General features: G+C 37.7%; 10 protein-coding genes. 9 read left to right on the top strand and 1 reads right to left on the bottom strand.

Going from position 1 to position 18,083, the window contains the following annotated elements; all coding sequences use genetic code 11:
• Positions 1 to 148: 148 nt before the first annotated feature.
• The 4 genes from MR062_RS11395 (at position 149) to MR062_RS11380 (ending at position 3,913) form a co-directional block, all read left to right on the top strand.
• Positions 149 to 1,567, top strand: a complete 1,419-nt coding sequence (locus MR062_RS11395; RefSeq protein WP_242204334.1) for a CCA tRNA nucleotidyltransferase — start codon at positions 149 to 151, stop codon at positions 1,565 to 1,567.
• Positions 1,568 to 2,026 (top strand): GNAT family N-acetyltransferase, encoded by a 459-nt coding sequence (locus MR062_RS11390; RefSeq protein ID WP_242204333.1) that lies wholly within the window; start codon positions 1,568 to 1,570, stop codon positions 2,024 to 2,026. It abuts the gene before it with no gap.
• Between the two features lie 206 nt (positions 2,027 to 2,232).
• Positions 2,233 to 3,255 carry a COX15/CtaA family protein gene (locus MR062_RS11385; RefSeq protein ID WP_317235810.1) on the top strand — a complete coding sequence of 341 codons (1,023 nt, stop codon included), beginning with the start codon at positions 2,233 to 2,235 and terminating at the stop codon, positions 3,253 to 3,255.
• Positions 3,256 to 3,400: 145 nt separating this feature from the next.
• Entirely contained in the window at positions 3,401 to 3,913 is a 513-nt protein-coding gene (locus tag MR062_RS11380; RefSeq protein ID WP_242204332.1) for a plasmid pRiA4b ORF-3 family protein, read from the top strand.
• A 3-nt stretch (positions 3,914 to 3,916) separates the two neighbouring features.
• On the opposite strand, the gene MR062_RS11375 is transcribed toward MR062_RS11380, so the two are convergent.
• Positions 3,917 to 4,978 carry a hypothetical protein gene (locus MR062_RS11375; RefSeq protein ID WP_242204331.1) on the bottom strand — a complete coding sequence of 354 codons (1,062 nt, stop codon included), beginning with the start codon at positions 4,976 to 4,978 and terminating at the stop codon, positions 3,917 to 3,919.
• Between the two features lie 244 nt (positions 4,979 to 5,222).
• On the opposite strand from MR062_RS11375, the gene MR062_RS11370 reads away from it, so the two are divergent.
• The 5 genes from MR062_RS11370 (at position 5,223) to MR062_RS11350 (ending at position 17,852) form a co-directional block, all read left to right on the top strand.
• Positions 5,223 to 6,119, top strand: coding sequence for an ABC transporter ATP-binding protein (locus MR062_RS11370; protein ID WP_242204330.1), 897 nt, complete (start codon positions 5,223 to 5,225; stop codon positions 6,117 to 6,119).
• A 9-nt stretch (positions 6,120 to 6,128) separates the two neighbouring features.
• Positions 6,129 to 6,953 (top strand): ABC transporter permease, encoded by an 825-nt coding sequence (locus tag MR062_RS11365; RefSeq protein ID WP_242204329.1) that lies wholly within the window; start codon positions 6,129 to 6,131, stop codon positions 6,951 to 6,953.
• Between the two features lie 26 nt (positions 6,954 to 6,979).
• Complete coding sequence (locus MR062_RS11360) at positions 6,980 to 10,339, top strand: T9SS type B sorting domain-containing protein (RefSeq protein ID WP_242204328.1); 3,360 nt, start codon at positions 6,980 to 6,982, stop codon at positions 10,337 to 10,339.
• Between the two features lie 3 nt (positions 10,340 to 10,342).
• Positions 10,343 to 12,817: a T9SS type B sorting domain-containing protein gene (locus MR062_RS11355; protein WP_242204327.1), complete on the top strand. Its 2,475-nt coding sequence runs from the start codon at positions 10,343 to 10,345 to the stop codon at positions 12,815 to 12,817.
• A gap of 124 nt (positions 12,818 to 12,941) precedes the next feature.
• Positions 12,942 to 17,852 (top strand): T9SS type B sorting domain-containing protein, encoded by a 4,911-nt coding sequence (locus MR062_RS11350; RefSeq protein ID WP_242204326.1) that lies wholly within the window; start codon positions 12,942 to 12,944, stop codon positions 17,850 to 17,852.
• Positions 17,853 to 18,083 lie beyond the last annotated feature (231 nt).

Genomic DNA, 18,083 nt, shown 5'->3' with positions numbered 1-18,083 from the left:
AAAACAGCCTCGAATACACAAGTAATTTATGTGACAAACCAGTCATATTGTTTTGAAAATTATTCGTGAATTAGTGGCCATTGAAAATAAAACTTTGAATTGAAAATAAAAAACAGCCACGAATACACGAATACACGGCAATAAAAAAATGAACCACAAACAAGCCTTAGAACATCCCATATTCAAAATTATTTCCCAATCGGCAAATGCACTTAACGTTGAGGCTTATGTTATTGGTGGATTTGTACGCGATTTTATATTAAACCGTGACAATGCCAAAGATATTGATGTTGTAGCGGTTGGCGACGGCATTCAACTCGCCAAGCAAGTAGCCAAGAATTTACCTAACAAACCCAAGGTGCAGATATTTAAAACTTATGGTACCGCTATGCTTAGGCTTAATGATATGGAAATTGAGTTTGTTGGTGCACGTAAGGAATCCTATACCGAAGACAGTAGAAATCCTGCCGTAGAAAATGGCACATTAGAAGATGACCAAAACCGTCGCGATTTTACCATTAATGCACTGGCCTTAAGCTTAAACCCCTCTAATTTCGGGGATTTATTGGATCCTTTTAATGGTATTCAAGATTTAGAAAGCAAAATCATAAAAACGCCCCTAGATCCAGACATAACCTATAGCGATGACCCTTTGCGTATGTTACGTGCCATTAGGTTTGCTACCCAATTAGGGTTTAAAATTGAAGATAAATCACTTAAAGCTATTACCAAAAATAGTCATCGTATTAAAATAATAACCAACGAACGCATCGTTACCGAACTGAATAAAATACTTGAAAGCCCAAAACCTTCAATAGGATTTTTATTGCTGGAAAAAACAGGGCTTTTACAATATATTTTACCAGAACTTACCGCTTTAAAAGGCATTGATGAAGTTGAAGGCCAAAGACATAAAGACAATTTTTATCACACCTTAGAGGTTGTTGATAACATCGCTAAGCACACAGATAATTTATGGTTACGATGGGCTGCACTGCTACACGATATTGGCAAAGCTCCAACAAAAAAGTTTAGCAAAAAAGTGGGTTGGACATTTCATGGGCATGAGTTTGAAGGTTCTAAAATGGTATACAGACTTTTCAAAAGGTTAAAAATGCCTTTGAATGATAAAATGAAGTTTGTACAAAAAATGGTATTAATGAGTTCGCGCCCCATTATCCTGGCCCAGGACATTGTAACAGATTCTGCAGTACGCCGTTTGGTTTTCGATGCTGGAGATTATGTAGATGATTTAATGACGCTTTGTGAAGCCGACATTACCACCAAAAATCCAAGGAAATTCAAAAAGTACCATAACAATTTTAAGATTGTACGTGAGAAAATTATTGAAGTTGAAGAACGTGACCATGTTCGCAATTTTCAACCGCCAATTTCTGGTGAAGATATTATGAAAACCTTTGGTTTAAAGCCTTCCCGTGAAATAGGCATTATAAAAGAAAGCATAAAAGAAGCTATTTTGGAAGGTGATATACCCAACGAATATGATGCCGCATACCAACTTATGCTTAAAGAGGGTAAACGCTTAGGACTAAAAGTTACAAATTAGATGGTTAACATTGTAAGAACAGATGCTTCGAACAACGATTTTATTTATTTAGTAAAACAACTAAATGAATACCTAAAAGTAGTTGATGGTGAAGACCACGGTTTTTATAATCAATATAACAATATAGACGTTATTAAGCATGTTGTTGTTGCCTATAACAATGGCAAAGCCGTTGGCTGTGGCTCTTTTAAAAATTTTGATAAACAAACCGTTGAAATTAAACGCATGTTTACGCTTCCCGAATCCAGAGGCCAGCAAGTTGCCACTCAAATATTGGGAGCATTAGAACTTTGGACAAAAGAATTAGGCTATAGCCATTGTATTTTAGAAACTGGAAAACGACAGGTGGAAGCGGTTTCTTTTTATAACAAAAATAAATACCAGATTATTCCAAATTTTGGACCTTACAAAGGCATATCCAACAGCATATGCTTTAAAAAAGAACTGTCTGGGGTTTAGTATTGAGAACAAAGTATTTAACGGGATGTTGTTCTTTAACTGATGGGGCCGCGTTAGGGATTGAAGCGGCATCCTTTTTTGAGGAACGAGAAAAAGATATAGCGAAAAGCCCGACCGGAGCATTGGACCTGCAAGGTTTTAGAACCTTGTAGGTTTAATGCGTAGGGAACGCTAAAAAAGTTAGAAAAATTAATATTTGTGAATTCGTGGAAACAAAAAAAGACAACAAAAAAGTAATCTACTGGTTGCTAACGGGCTGCTTCCTTATCTTTATTATGGTGGTTATAGGTGGGGTTACCAGATTGACCCACTCGGGCCTGTCCATTTCCAATTACAAACTCATTTCTGGTGCCATACCTCCTATGAACGAAACCGAATGGCAAGCTGCTTTCGAGCTCTATAAACAATATCCCGAATACCAAAAACTGAACAACCATTTCTCGTTAGAGGATTTTAAGGACATTTATTTTTGGGAATGGTTGCACCGCTTAATTGGTAGGCTTATTGGATTGGTCTTTTTTATACCTTTTTTATATTTCCTAATTAAAAAACAACTCACCAAGCCAACCATAAAGAAAGCCATTATCCTTTTGGGACTAGGTGCTTTTCAAGGATTTTTAGGTTGGTATATGGTTAAAAGCGGACTCGTGGACAGACCAGATGTAAGCCATTACAGGTTAGCCGCGCACTTAACCACGGCCTTTGTTACATTTGCCTATACCTTTTGGGTTGCTTTAGATTTAATCTACCCTGTTAGACAGACCGTTCATAAAGGATTCCGCAATTTAATCCGATTTGGATTGGCCATATTACTCCTTCAAATTATATACGGTGCTTTTGTTGCTGGTTTAGATGCAGGCTTTATCCATAACCACTGGCCTATGATGAGTGAAGGTAAATTTATGCACGAAACCGTATATATCGAGCATGAACCACTCTATAAAAATTTTATTGAAGGCAAAAGTGGGGTTCAGTTTGTGCATAGAATATTAGCCTTTGTCGTTTTGTTTAGCATTTTGTTCATTTGGTTTAAATCGAAAAAATTGCAATTAAACAGTGTACAAAGCAGTGGTTTAAAAGCGCTTCTAGCTTTAGTTGGCCTACAGTTTTTATTAGGTATTTTTACCATATTGTTGCAAGTCCCTGTATGGTTAGGGGTAGCCCATCAAGTTGGCGCATTTTTCTTGTTAAGTGCAATGACATTTACCCTTCACCGCTTTAGTAAATAGTATAAAAAACCTACATTTGCAAAACCAATTCATAGGATAGGATTGGTATAGTAATTAAGCAATAGGTTAGCTAACGTTATTAAGTTTTTAAAGCAATAGAAAAACAAAACAACACTAACAACTTAATAACCAATAACTTTTAATAATGATTTATAGATTTAGGGTAATACTAGATAACGATACAGAAGAGGATATCTTTCGCGATTTAGAAATACGTGAGGACGACACGCTTGAAGATTTGCATAATATCATCACACAATCCTTTGGATTTGATGGTACAGAAATGGCTTCGTTCTATATTAGTGACAACCAATGGAACCAAGGCGAGGAAATATCGCTTTTCGATCTAAGTGATGATGGTTCGGCTCGTTTAATGAATGAAACCAGAATTAATGATGTTGCACACGAAGTATCCCCAAAACTTATTTATGTATACGATTTTTTAAGCATGTGGACCTTTTATGTGGAACTTGCCGAAATCGTTGAAGAGGCAGAAGGCTATGATTACCCTAACCTAATGTTTGTTCAAGGCCAGGTGCCAGATACCGCCCCAGAAAAATCATTTGAAGCCGATGATGATGACGATTTCAATGAGTTTGAAGATGGATTGGATGTCGACGATTACGACCACCTAGACTTTGATGAAAACTGGAATTAAAACTTACCTCAAACTTTCCAGCTTTACATTTTCATAGTTTCTAATTAAAAACTCTAAGGCATGCTTTAGTATTTGCCCCATGTTTTCAGAGCGCTTGAAATTTACATCTTTGGTATACTGAAAAATTTTCATTTTCAATAAATCAACATTGTCTTGAGTAGAAATAGCATCGGTTTCCATACAGTCTATCAACTTGCCTATTCTATTTTGAAAGCTCTTTAAGCGCTTAACCAATATTGAACGCTCTTCTGTTTTATATTGGTCTATAGAAAGTTTCTGTATGGTTGAAGAGACCAATTCTACCATTTTTAAATTTTCTTTAAAAAACTGGGGCCTGTAAATGTTAAATTTACCTTCATAGCTTTGTTGGTCAAAATCGATAGCCCTAATTTTATAAACCACATGGTCAAAATCGTGGGTAGGCACAATGACGTAGTTGTAAGAACGCATATCGCCCAAAAGCCTAATCATACAGCGCTCATTAAACTTAACGAACTCCTTAGCTATTTGTGCTTTTTCGGATTTACTACAATTAGGAAGCATTTTTTTTATAAACTCATCACCAGGCACTCCAGCAATATGCTCTTCGATTAGCGTATTCTTATATACCAAAAAATTTAAGTTATACGGCGAGAGCATATGTTCCAGCTCCAGCCCATAAACCCTTGAAGCATCTGCAGATTTTACATAAAAATAAGTGTAGTTGTCATTTAAAATATTTCTAATCTTAATTCTAAATGGCTTAGAGTTCCCAAACGTGCAAAAATCAATAGCATCAACATTTAAAAACGGAATGGTATTAATATTCCCATCAGAATGCAGTATACTATAAATCTTTTTCAACGATAAGTCAATTTCTTCCCTTTCAAACTCATTATAATACACCCTTAACCAAAGCGTGTCATTTCCCTCTTTATCGTATACCACTAACCCACCTTGAAAGCGCAGTAAGTCATCATAAAAAATAGGTATTCTAACATCCCTATCATATCTTATAAGATAATTATGCAACTTTTGCGAAACAGGGTATGATGGTTTCTTTTTAGATATCTTTAAATCCTCCATAATCTATTGCTTATTCAAATTTACTACTTTTATCATTACTGCTATAGGGGTCTTCTAAAAATCTGAAATACAAGGTTTGCAAAAAATTAAAGACTGAGCTTACCAATTGTAAATGAATATTTTAATTTTGAAACCTAGCAGACTTTGGGTTTTTAAAAGTTCCCTGTAACAAAAACAAGTAACTGTCGTCATACTTTCAAAACCAATCACACTGAATTTACTTCAGAAAAAAATTAAACTACATTTGGAACCCATTCTAACAATCAACAATCTCACCAAAAAATTTGGCTATTTAACAGCTGTTAAAGATTTGTCGTTTACCATAAACAAAGGCAACGTTTATGGCATTTTAGGGCCTAACGGAAGCGGAAAATCTACAACCCTTGGCGTCGTTTTAAATGTCGTAAATAAGACCTCTGGTGATTTCCATTGGTTTGATGGTAACACCACAACCCACGACGCCTTAAAAAAGGTAGGGGCCATTATTGAACGTCCCAATTTTTACCCTTACATGTCTGGATACCAAAATCTAAAGTTAGTTTGTAAAATTAAGGGGGTTGATTATAGTAAAATAGAAGAAAAGCTAGAAGTTGTGGGCCTTTTAGACCGTAAGGACAGTAAATTTAAAACGTATTCCTTGGGTATGAAACAGCGTTTGGCCATCGCCTCTGCCCTATTGAACGAGCCCGAAATTTTAATATTGGACGAACCTACAAACGGTCTGGATCCTCAAGGTATCCATCAAATACGGGAGATTATAAAACAAATTGCTGCCAAGGGCACAACCATTCTATTGGCATCACATTTATTGGACGAAGTTGAAAAAGTATGTTCCCATGTGGTCGTACTTCGTAAGGGCGTTAAATTATATTCCGGTCGTGTGGATGAAATGATTTCCAGTCATGGTTTTTTTGAGTTAAAATGTAATAAACAGGATGAACTACGTACTTTTTTAGAAAACAATCCTGCATTTGGCAAGATCAAAATTCAAGACGATTTAATTACAGCTTTTTTAAATGAACCTCTAAAGTCCGAAGATTTTAACAAACAACTATTCGACAAAGGCATCGTACTAACCCACCTTGTACAACGCAAGGAAAGCCTGGAAGAGCAATTTTTACAATTAACGGACAAAAACTAAACCACCATAATGCTACGACTTTTAAACCTAGAACTACAAAAACTGCTTTTAAACCGAACGAGTAAAATACTCATTTTCATATCGTTTATTTTGCCGTTTTTTGTGATATTACTATCATCATTAAAAATAAATGTATTTGGGTTCTTTACTTTGGAATTGGGGGAATTGGGCATATTTAATTTCCCCGTAATTTGGCATTTAACTACGTTTTTTGCCTCCCAATTTAAATTCTTTTTTGCTATTGTGGTTGTAAGCATGATAGGTAACGAATACAGTAATAAAACCATAAAACAAAACCTAATTGATGGCTTGAGCAAAAAGGAATTTATACTTTCTAAATTTTATACCATCGTTTTCTTTTCATTGGTCTCAACCGTTTTAATTGGCTTAATTTCTCTGTGTATCGGCTTATATTATTCTAGTTATAATGAGTTTGGTATCATCATGCAGGAAACCAACTTTTTACTAGCTTATTTTATAAAATTAGTGGGGTTCTTTAGCTTATGTTTGTTTTTTGGAATGCTCATTAAACGGTCTGCCTTTGCATTGGCGTTTTTATTCATTCTTTATATTTTAGAATGGATAGCTTTTGGACTAATGAGTTGGAAAATGGATTCGGATATAGCTGAAAAAATCCAGAATGTCTTTCCTTTAAAATCCATGTACAAGCTAATAGACCAACCCTTTCAACGAATAGCTATGTCTAAGTTTCCAGACAAGGCCGATTTAGCGTACGACTACGCTGTACATTGGTATGAAATTGCTATTGTACTTGGGTGGACAACGCTATTTGTCTTTTTATCGTATAGATTATTAAAAAAGCGAGATTTATGATATATTTGATGGCTTTGCCATGAAATATGAAAAATATTGCGATATTATTAACAATATGCCTATTTGGCTACTATTCTTTTTCACAGGATGAAGCTTCTAATTGGTACTTTGGTTCAAATGCAGGCATACGTTTTAATCCAGATGGCTCTACCACAAACCTTAACAATGGGCGCTTAAACACTATCGAAGGTTGCGCAACCATTTCAGATAGCAATGGTAACTTATTATTTTATACAGATGGTATTACCGTTTGGAATAAACTGCATAATCCCATGCCAAATGGCTATGGTCTTTATGGTGATCCGTCAAGTTCACAATCGGCTATAGTAGTTCCCAAACCCAATGACCCCAACATATATTATATTTTCACTGTAGATACAAGTAACGGACAAAATGATCCCGACAGAGGGTTTAACTTTTCTACGGTAGACATGAGCTTAAATGGTGGTTTGGGTGACGTATTGGGTACTTCAAAAAATTACAATTTACTTCAGGACAGTTCAGAAAAAATAAGTGCCGTATTAAAAGACTGTGATACCAAGTCTATATGGGTAATTACCTTGGCTTCTTCAACAGGAGCTTCAGAAGAAAACCCTATTTTTAACACATTCTATGCTTATGAGATATCAAGCACCGGTGTAAGCACTTCTCCAGTAAAATCTCAAGTAAATGTACCTATAAGCGATTATAGAGGATATCTTAAATTATCACCAGATGGTACCAAACTGGCTTGTGCCAACGCATCTTCTGGGTTATATATTTTCGATTTTGATACTGCAACTGGCACGGTTAACAATCCAACAGCGTTAACTATTAATTTCAATCCTGGTGGAAAGCCTCAAGTTCCTTACGGCGTTGAATTTTCACAAAGCAATGAGCTTCTATATGTAACGGCCTATTATGAAACACCTAGGGATGAATTCAACAATCCTTCCAGCCAATATGGTTCGTTGTTGCAATACGATTTAACAGCTCCAAATATTAATGCTAGCGAAACCGTTATAGACCACAGGCAAATGTATCGTGGTGCACTACAATTAGGCCCTAACGGCAAAATATACCGATCCATGAGTGCAACCTATGGGCTCGGTTCTCCTTACCTTTCGGTAATTAATAATCCAAACGCTAGAGGTGCAACCTGTGATTATAGACATAATGCCGTTGCGCTAAGTAGGACTTCCAGACAAGGCCTACCTCCTTTTATAGCATCCTTTTTTGCTGAAAAAATAAACATTACACAAAAGACAATTAATATTACGTTTTTACCACTTTGTATTGGAGAAAATTACACACTAAAAGCCGATGATATCCCAGGAGCTACCTATACCTGGACCAAGGATGGGACAATTTTACCCGATAACAATTTTGAGTTAATTATTTCCCAACCAGGAGAATACAAAGTTGTAGTTGAAACTATCGATGGGGATTGTAACGCTTTAGAGGGCGAAGCCCTTGTAAGTTATTTTGACCCTCCCATAGCTAACCAGCCCAACGATGCATTAATTTGTGATGATGACAATGATGACACTTATGCCTTTGACCTAACCACAATAAATTCAGAAATTTTAGGATCTCAAGACCCCACTGTTTATGAGGTTAAATATTTTAGATCACAACAAGATGCCGATTTAAATCAGAATGAAATAAAAAATCTATTCAATGCGACAAGCACCCCTCAAACCATATTCACAAGAGTTGGCCTGTTTGAGAACAATACTTGCTTCGATACATCCATATCCTTTACGGTTCAGGTGTATAAAACACCTATCATAAGCGCGATTAAGGATTTAAAGGCATGCGACAATGAAACACCAACAGACCCAGATACTTCCAATGGATTGACCGATATCGATTTACATCAAATAGATGCTGACATCCTAGGCCCCCAGAATAGTTCAGATTATACCATTACCTATCATAAAACCACAAGCGATGCACAAAACAGAACAGGAGTATTAAACTATGCTTACACCAACCAAACCGCTTTCGATGAAACCATTTATGCTAGAATAGAAAATAAACTGCATACGGACTGTTATTCGATTTCAGATCCTATTCACTTAATTGTGGATCCGCTCCCCGCTTTTTCAAATACGACACTTATACAATGTGATGAAGATGGCGTTGTAGACGGTCGTACAATTTTCAATTTATTTGAAGCAAAAGGGGAGTTGACTAACCAACTTCCCAATAGGTCTGTTTGGTTTTATACAAATATTAAAGATGCCGAAAATGGTACCAATGAAATTCAGAACCCAATTAATTTCCAAAACACAAATAACCCTCAATCAATTTATGTTCAAGTAGTTAATAACACTACACTATGCTTTGAAGTTGCAGAACTTATTTTGGAAGTTTCTACAACTCGAATGGATGATTATGTTGCACCTGCGCTTTGTGATGAAGTTGGCTCTGAAGATGGGATAAACGAATTCAATTTAACCGATATAGAAGCAGACATGCAAGCCCTTAATGGCTTTACCTATCCCATTACCTTTTACGAAACTTATAACGACGCCCTCCTGGAACAAAATGTTTTGGAGATGTCCTATACCAACACCACCCCCTATTCACAGACCATTTATGCCAGAGCCGAAAATAACAATGCATGCTATGGTATTAGTAAAGTCCTGTTAACGGTAAACAAACTCCCCAATATTGAGACCGAGGCGCTCACCTATTATTGCCTAAACACTTATCCTCAAAAAATAACTTTAAATGCTGCTGTATGGAACGATTCACCAAGTAACTATACTTATAAATGGTCTACTGGCGAGGACACCTATGAGATCCAGATCAACGACCTTGGTACCTATAGCGTAACCGTAACCAATGCCAATGGATGCTCCAAGGACAGGACCATTACCGTTGAACCCTCAAACATTGCCACCTTCAATGCCACCCCTTTTGAAGTTAAGGATGCCTCTACAAACAATACCGTTACCGTTTTTGTCTCGGGTGAAGGCATCTATCAATATGCCCTATACGACCAATATAACCAAACCATCTATAGGGATTACCAAGACAGCGACCGTTTTGAAAATGTGTTCCCCGGCATCTATACCGTAAACGTTAGGGACATCAAAAACAATTGCGGAACGGTACAACAACAAGTTTCCGTTATAGGCTTTCCCAAGTTCTTTACACCCAACAACGATGGTGTACACGATACTTGGCAAATCTATGGTATATCCGGTATGTTCCAGCCCAATTCCAAAATCTTGATATTTGACCGCTTAGGAAAACTTATCAAGGAACTGGATCCTTTGGGCGAAGGTTGGGACGGTTCCTTTAAAGGCAACATGATGCCAACCGACGATTATTGGTTTGCAGTGACCCTACAGGATGGACGTATTTTTAAAAATCATTTTACATTAAAAAGATAACTATTGAAGTATTTTCACGAATTTTTATTCTTAATAGCATTCTTAGCAATCCCCAAATCTATCAATGCACAACTTCCAACAGACTGTACAAATGCAGTAATTGCCTGTGGTAATTCAAATATAAATCTCGATGTAAGCGGTGTAGGCACTCAAGAATTAAGTGGTTCAAACACCTGTTCAAGTCAGGAGAACAATAGTGTTTGGCTAAAAGTTACATTAGTTACCAGTGGTACCTTGGGGTTTACGCTTACCCCAAATAGCACAGCAATCTCTGAAGATTATGATTTCTTTGTTTTTGGCCCCAATGCCACTTGCGGTAATTTAGGGCAAGCCATACGATGTTCTACAACAAACCCTCAAGCTGCTGGGCAAGGCAATAACTTAACAGGAATGAATAGTGCTTCTACCGATATATCTGAAGGCCCTGGCGCAGACGGAAATAGCTTTGTAAAATGGTTGGATGTACAAGCTGGTGACACCTATTTTATAGTTATTGACAGGCCTATAGGCAACAGTCCATTTAGCCTTGAATGGACTGGCACAGCTGAGTTTTCAGAAGCACCTACCGATGAATCCATTAATGCTGGTACACCATTAAATTTAGAAAGTTGCGATGTTACCCTGCCTTTTAATGATGGCTTTACAGAATTTAATTTAGAAGAGAATACAAGTACCATTAAAGGGTCGCAAACCGATATAGCTGTGACTTATTATGAATCGGCTAGTGATGCCAATATTGGAATCAATAAACTCAAATCACCTTATATAAACAATAAAAATCCACAAACCATATATGCCCGTATTACAAATACAAAAACAGGTTGTTTTGAGCTAACGGATTTCACCCTAAACGTAAACCTCGGCCCAAGTTATACACCACCTACCGATTATGAACTTTGTGATAATTTAGATGATGGCAATGATACTAACGGTCAAGTGGTATTCAATCTCGATTCTAAAACTCCAGAACTATTAAATGGTCAAGATCCATCAAACTTCAATGTATTCTATTATTTTTCAAAAGCTGAAGCAGAATCAAGAGGCACACCACTCCCTAACATGTACTATAATTCAACCCCATTTAACCAGCAACTATTTGTTAGGATTGAAGATGTCTTAAATCCAGATTGCAAAAGCATAACACCTTTAAATTTAATAGTTCATCTTAACCCCGAAGCTTTTAACGCTAGTTTGTTGCAGTGTGATGAAGATGGCCTAAAGGATGGATTCACTACTTTTAACCTTAGTGAAGCACACGACGACCTAGTTGGCAATTTGCCTAACCATACAACTTTCTTTTATTTGGATAGCAACGATGCTGCCTCAAATAACACCAGTAATGCTCTACCTCCAATTGGTTTCAACAACACCGAAAACCCACAAACAATCTATGTAGCGGTGGTTAATGATGATACTGAATGTTTCTCTACCACCAAATTAGTACTGGAAGTTAGCATCACAGATATTGGCAATACGGCACTTTACGAATGTGATGACGACGGTATTGAAGATGGGTACCATACTTTTAATTTAAACGATGCCATAAATAATCTAACTCTGGGATTGCCTAACAATCTTAATATTACTTTCTTCGGAACACTTGACGATGCCCTTCTGGAACAAAATGTATTGGAGATGTCCTATACCAACACCACCCCCTATTCACAGACCATTTATGCCCGTGCCGAAAATGACAATGCATGCTATGGTATTAGCGAAGTCCTGTTAACGGTAAACAGGCTACCAGACATCGAGACCGAGGCGCTCACCTATTATTGCCTTAACACCTACCCTCAAAAAACAACTTTAAATGCAGCTGTATGGAACGATTCACCAAGTAACTATACTTATAAATGGTCTACTGGCGAGGACACCTACGAGATCCAGATCAACGACCTTGGTACCTATAGCGTAACCGTAACCAATGCCAATGGATGCTCCAAGGACAGGACCATTACCGTTGAGCCCTCAAACATTGCCACCTTCAATGCCCACCCTTTTGAAGTTAAGGACGCCTCTACAAACAATACCGTTACCGTTTTTGTCTCGGGTGAAGGCACCTATCAATATGCGCTTTACGACCAATACAACCAAACCATCTATAGGGATTACCAAGACAGCGACCGTTTTGAAAATGTGTTTCCTGGCATCTATACCGTAAACGTTAGGGACATCAAAAACAATTGCGGAACGGTTCACCAGCAGGTTTCCGTTATAGGTTTTCCCAAGTTTTTTACACCCAACAACGATGGGGTGCACGATACTTGGCAAATCTATGGTATATCCGGTATGTTCCAGCCCAATTCCAAAATCTTGATATTTGACCGCTTAGGAAAACTTATCAAGGAACTGGATCCTTTGGGCGAAGGTTGGGACGGCTCCTTTAATGGCAAGGTAATGCCTACCGACGATTATTGGTTTGCCGTTACCCTACAGGATGGACGCATTTTTAAAAATCATTTTACGCTAAAGAGGTAATAGACACACAAAAACCTTTAAAAAATACTTTTAATCTGATTTTCTTTGCGTTTTATCTATAAAAAAACTACTTTTCGCCTTAGAAAACCAAATCATTTAGTTGTTTTTGCCCAAATAAAACAAAGTGAAAAAGAACCTACAGGCCTATTTTCTTTTAATGCTGCTGCTCTTTAGCGTTAAATCTCTTCTAGCTCAACAAGTTACTATTGACAATAATGTTTCGTTACAAGACCTCGTCCAAAACAATCTTGTAAACGGCTGTGTAGAAATTTCAAACATAAGTTCATCCGTAAATGGAACAGCAGACGGACTTAGTAGCTATGGTGCTTTTCAGCGGGGTAGCTCTAATTTTCCGTTAGAAAATGGTATGGTTTTATCTTCTGGTGATGCAGCTTCTGGAGGCAACACGGTTAATAATACCAATTTAGATGAAGGCACCAATGGTTGGGGAACAGATCCAGATTTTGAAACAGCACTAGGTGTAAACAATACCTTTAATGCCACTTCAATAGAGTTTGATATTACGACCATATCCGGCCAAGTGGTTTTCAATTATATTTTTGCTTCAGAAGAATATAGGGAAACGTTCCCGTGTTCTTCCTCAGACGGGTTTGTCATGCTATATCGTGAGGCAAACACGACAACCCCCTATCAAAATCTGGCTTTAGTTAATGGTCAGGCCACTGTCGTAAATAACATCCATAACGATATCTATACCCCTGGTGGCAATATTGAATGTAACGCCACAAACTCCAATTATTTTCAACAAGGCAATCCTTCGGACACCAATTACAATGGACGCACCACATTGCTTTCGGCCACAGCTAATTTTCAGCCTGGTATAACCTATCATGTAAAACTTATCGTAGCAGATCATATAGATTCCCATTCGGATTCTGCAGTATTTATAAATGCTGAAGCCATCAATACTTTAGAACTTGGTAACGATATAGGCACTTGTGCCCCAAGTGTTACGCTTAATGCAGATATCAACAATAGTAATGCACAATATACTTGGTACAGAGATGGAGGTGTTATTACGGGAGCTAATAATGCCATTTACAACGCCAGCCAAACCGGATTGTATCGTGTAGAGGTAAGTGCCCCTGGCATATCATGTATTCTAGAAGATGAAATTAATGTAACCATTGATACCGAAATCCCCATAAGCATTCCAAATGCCAGATTATGTGATGATGGAAGTGGCAGTGAAACATTTACGCTTACAGATCATAACAACCAGGTTTGGAATGCCATACAACCGCCTCCAGCCTCACTCAGCATACGCTATTATGATGATGTTACCGAACGTAATAATAATACCAATGCTACTATTAGCACTACACAAGTAAATGCTGGAGCTTCCCAAACCATATATGTTCGGGCAGAAGACACTAGCTCTGGCTGTGTTTATCTAGGTGAATTTAACATTACCGTTAACCCAAAACCTGCACCTATAGACCAAAGTGAAGCTATTTGTGACAACGATAACAATCCCAATGGTGAAACACTGGTTAATTTAACAGACTTCGATAATCTGTTTTCCAATTCTACCGATGAAGCAGTATCATACCACAGCAGTAATAATGGCGCTGAAGGTAATTATGGAATCGTGAGTTCTCCATACTTTATGAATACACCCAATGTGACACTCCATGTAAGAGTTTATAATTCGGTGACTGGCTGCCATGGCACGGCTATCTTAACCCTTAACCAATTACCACCGCCCAATACCAACCCAACAACCCAATATTTGGATGGCTGCGATAAACAATACGACGGTTACCACCCTTTTAATCTTGAGGATGTACTAACTAATATTTTGCCTACGCCCTCTACTGGGCTTACACCAACATTCCATACCACATACCAAGACGCCCAAGATGACCAAGACCCAATTACCGACCCCACCAATTATACCAATGCGTCCCAATATGAGGAAATCATTTATGTGCGGGTTGAAAATGACACTACAGGCTGTTTTAGCATAACGCCCCTACGTATTTTCCCTAACCTATTGTTAGATGGTATTAATATTCCCAGTAATGCACCTATATTATATTGTGATAATAATGAAGATGGTGAAGAAGAAATTTTCATAAACAGTTTATCCAACTACATCACCAGTACCGTTCAAGAAATAGCAACGGAAATAAGCATTAAATTTTATACGGATAGCTCAAGAAGTAATGCTAGTGAATTACCTGCAGGTAGCTCGTTCATGCTTACAGGTCTTACCACCTTATACCTCACCCTAGAACGTAACGGTTGTACTGAAGAAACAGAAATAGAATTGGATATCAATCCATTTACGGTTACAGATCCACAAGACACAACCTATTGCGATACCAATAGCGATGGTGTGACCTCTATAGATCTATACACCCTAGATAGCCATGTCACCAATGGCAATACAGGTATTTCTGTACGTTATTTTCAATCAGAAACTTATGCAAATGATGGAACCAATCAAATTTATACGCTAAATAATGTTTCGGGCACTCAAACTTTATATGTGCAATTGGTTAACAATAGTGACATTAGATGTTTTAAGGTAAGATCGTTTAACTTAGAAATCATTCCAGCACCAGATGTCAATCAAGTACCAATACAATACCTGTGTAACGATGGGACTAGCAGTTCTACAACAGTAGACCTCAACGACTATATTGACGATATCATCAATGGCAATCCAGCCGATTTTAGCATTTCATTTTACGATGTAGACCCAAGAGACCCTAACAATACGGCCACGCCACTTAGTAACAGCAATCTAAGCACATACGATACAGCCATTAGAAACCAATTGGTTTTTGCTGAAGTTACCGATAATACCGGTACAACAACATGTCCGGCTTACACCTCCATTCGATTTATAGTGAGCCAAAAACCAGTTCCTGCTACCGTTAGCCAACTACCAATCTGTACTAATACAAATACAGCGCCGACCTATCGATTTGTAGATTTCGACCCTACTATTTTAAATGGAAACAATCAAAATGAAGTCTTATATTTTAAAAACGATGGTACACCATTGGTAGATGCCACGCCTATATATAAATATAGTTACTATTCCCCAGTAGATGGCGAAACTATACAGTTTGTCGTACGTCATATTTCAAATGTTGAATGTAACACCTTGGGAAGCTTTACAGTAACCATTTCATTTTACCCTGAATACAACCAAAACTTTACAAGAAACTTAGTACCGGAATGCCGAAACGGAGACTATGAGCATGAATTTGATTTAATTCCCATACGACAAGATATAGAATCGGGCGCTCCAAACCCGCTTAGCGTTCGATTCTGGGAAACCTTTAACGAAGCCGATAACGCCAGTACACCAGACCTAGGAGATCAGTTTTTTTCAGCAGAAAGACAAGGTGTGTTTTATGCTAGAATTGAAAACGCCAACGACTCTAGATGTCCCATTATAGAAACCATCTCATACGAAATTTATCCTACGCCACTTATTGATGCCGCAAGTATAGCTCCTAGTTGTGCACTAGATAGCAACAGCACAACTGCAATCTTTGATCTAAGTACCGCTTCAATTAATGTGCCCAACGTACGGCAAGGTTTCGATATCCGATTGGAGTATAATTTTTATGAAGGAATGGATAGCAATAACAAGGGTATTGCTCCTATTGCCAGTTCAGATATCAACAACTACTCCAGTTCTGCCAAAACCATTTATGTGGAAGCCATAGCCGTTAGCAATAATTCCAATAATGAACTTTGTAGGTCTAATGAAGTATTCCCATTGCAACTGCAAGTAAATATTCCCCCTTCTGTTTTCTCCTTTGCGCCATATCCGTTTTGTGAAACAGATACCAATAGTGTAGATCTATCGGAAGTCGATACACATCTGGTAAGCAGTGCAATTAATAGTGCCATTGTTTATTATGATAGCAATAATACTGAAATCACCAACAAACAATTTAATTATAATGTTTTAGGCTCCTATACCATTACAGCAGCCATTACAGATAATGATATAGGGTGTACAAGCTATGCCGATTTCGAGATCGTAATCTACCCGAATCCCATAGCCAATATCATTACCAATCCCACTGAATGTAATGACGATTACGAACCAGGACTGGAATTCCAATTGGAAGACTATGATGATGCGATTCGCGGCAGTCAAGATCCGGCCATTTATAGCGTTACTTATTATGATGATATTGATAAAGCCAATACGGGCTATGCAGATGACCAATTAGACAAAACGGCCTATGAAGCCTATAATGGACAAACTATCTATGCCCGATTAGAAAATGAAAACACAAATTGCTATAGTACTACCCAGTTCCAAACCATTATAAACCCATTACCTGTAGTGCCTCTTGATGATGTAATACCATTATGTCATAACGACCTACCAGCAATACTAAATGCAGATACTGGAAACCCAACAGATACCTACGAATGGTGGGATGGACGAACAACTTCAGCAATATCTGTAGACCTAACCGATTTGGGCGACCATTGGGTGACCGTAACTACAGATTTAGGTTGTTCTTACAAAAAAGAGTTTACTCTTATCGAATCTGAACAAGCTACATTAGAAGCTACTGCAACTGCTGACTTTACAGACCCCAATACCATTACTGTTACCGTTAGTGGCCTTGGCGATTATCAATTTGCTTTAGACGGAGGCACTCCACAAGATTCCAATATTTTTAATAATGTAAGTTTGGGTCCCCATATCGTTACCATTATAGACCTAAATGGCTGTGAACCTATTTACACCGATGTATTTGTAATAGACATCCCTAAATTTGTAACCCCAAATAATGATGGCGCCTTCGATACTTGGCACATTGTGGGAATAGACCGTTTACCAGGCACCCAAGTTTATATTTATAATAGACACGGCAAGCTAATAAAGATGTTACCATATACAGCCATTGGTTGGGATGGTACCTTTAATGGACAGCCTATGCCAGCCGATGACTATTGGTTTTCAGCAGACATTATACATAACGGAGAAGCTTTTAATATTAGAGGACATTTTGCTTTAAAAAGATAGCTTAATTTTTTTATTAAGACACCCGTTGTGCATTTTGGGCCAAATAATTCAACAAATGTCGGTTCGAGTGTCCGCCAAAGGCGAGACGTATCGAGAACTATTTCAAAAATTAAAACTCTTTTCTGCCTAAAGGTAAATTCTAGTTAGTTCCGCTGAGTAGAGCCGAAGTACAAATTTTACTCATTTCAATCATAAAATTCAATCAAACCAACCTCCCGAATGGGCAGTTTG

Origin of the sequence: Aestuariivivens insulae (genome assembly GCF_022662195.1) — a bacterium.
GTDB classification, from domain to species: domain Bacteria; phylum Bacteroidota; class Bacteroidia; order Flavobacteriales; family Flavobacteriaceae; genus Aestuariivivens; species Aestuariivivens insulae.
The sequence above is the reverse complement of the archived record's forward strand: the minus strand, read 5'-3'. Positions and strand labels throughout refer to the sequence as shown.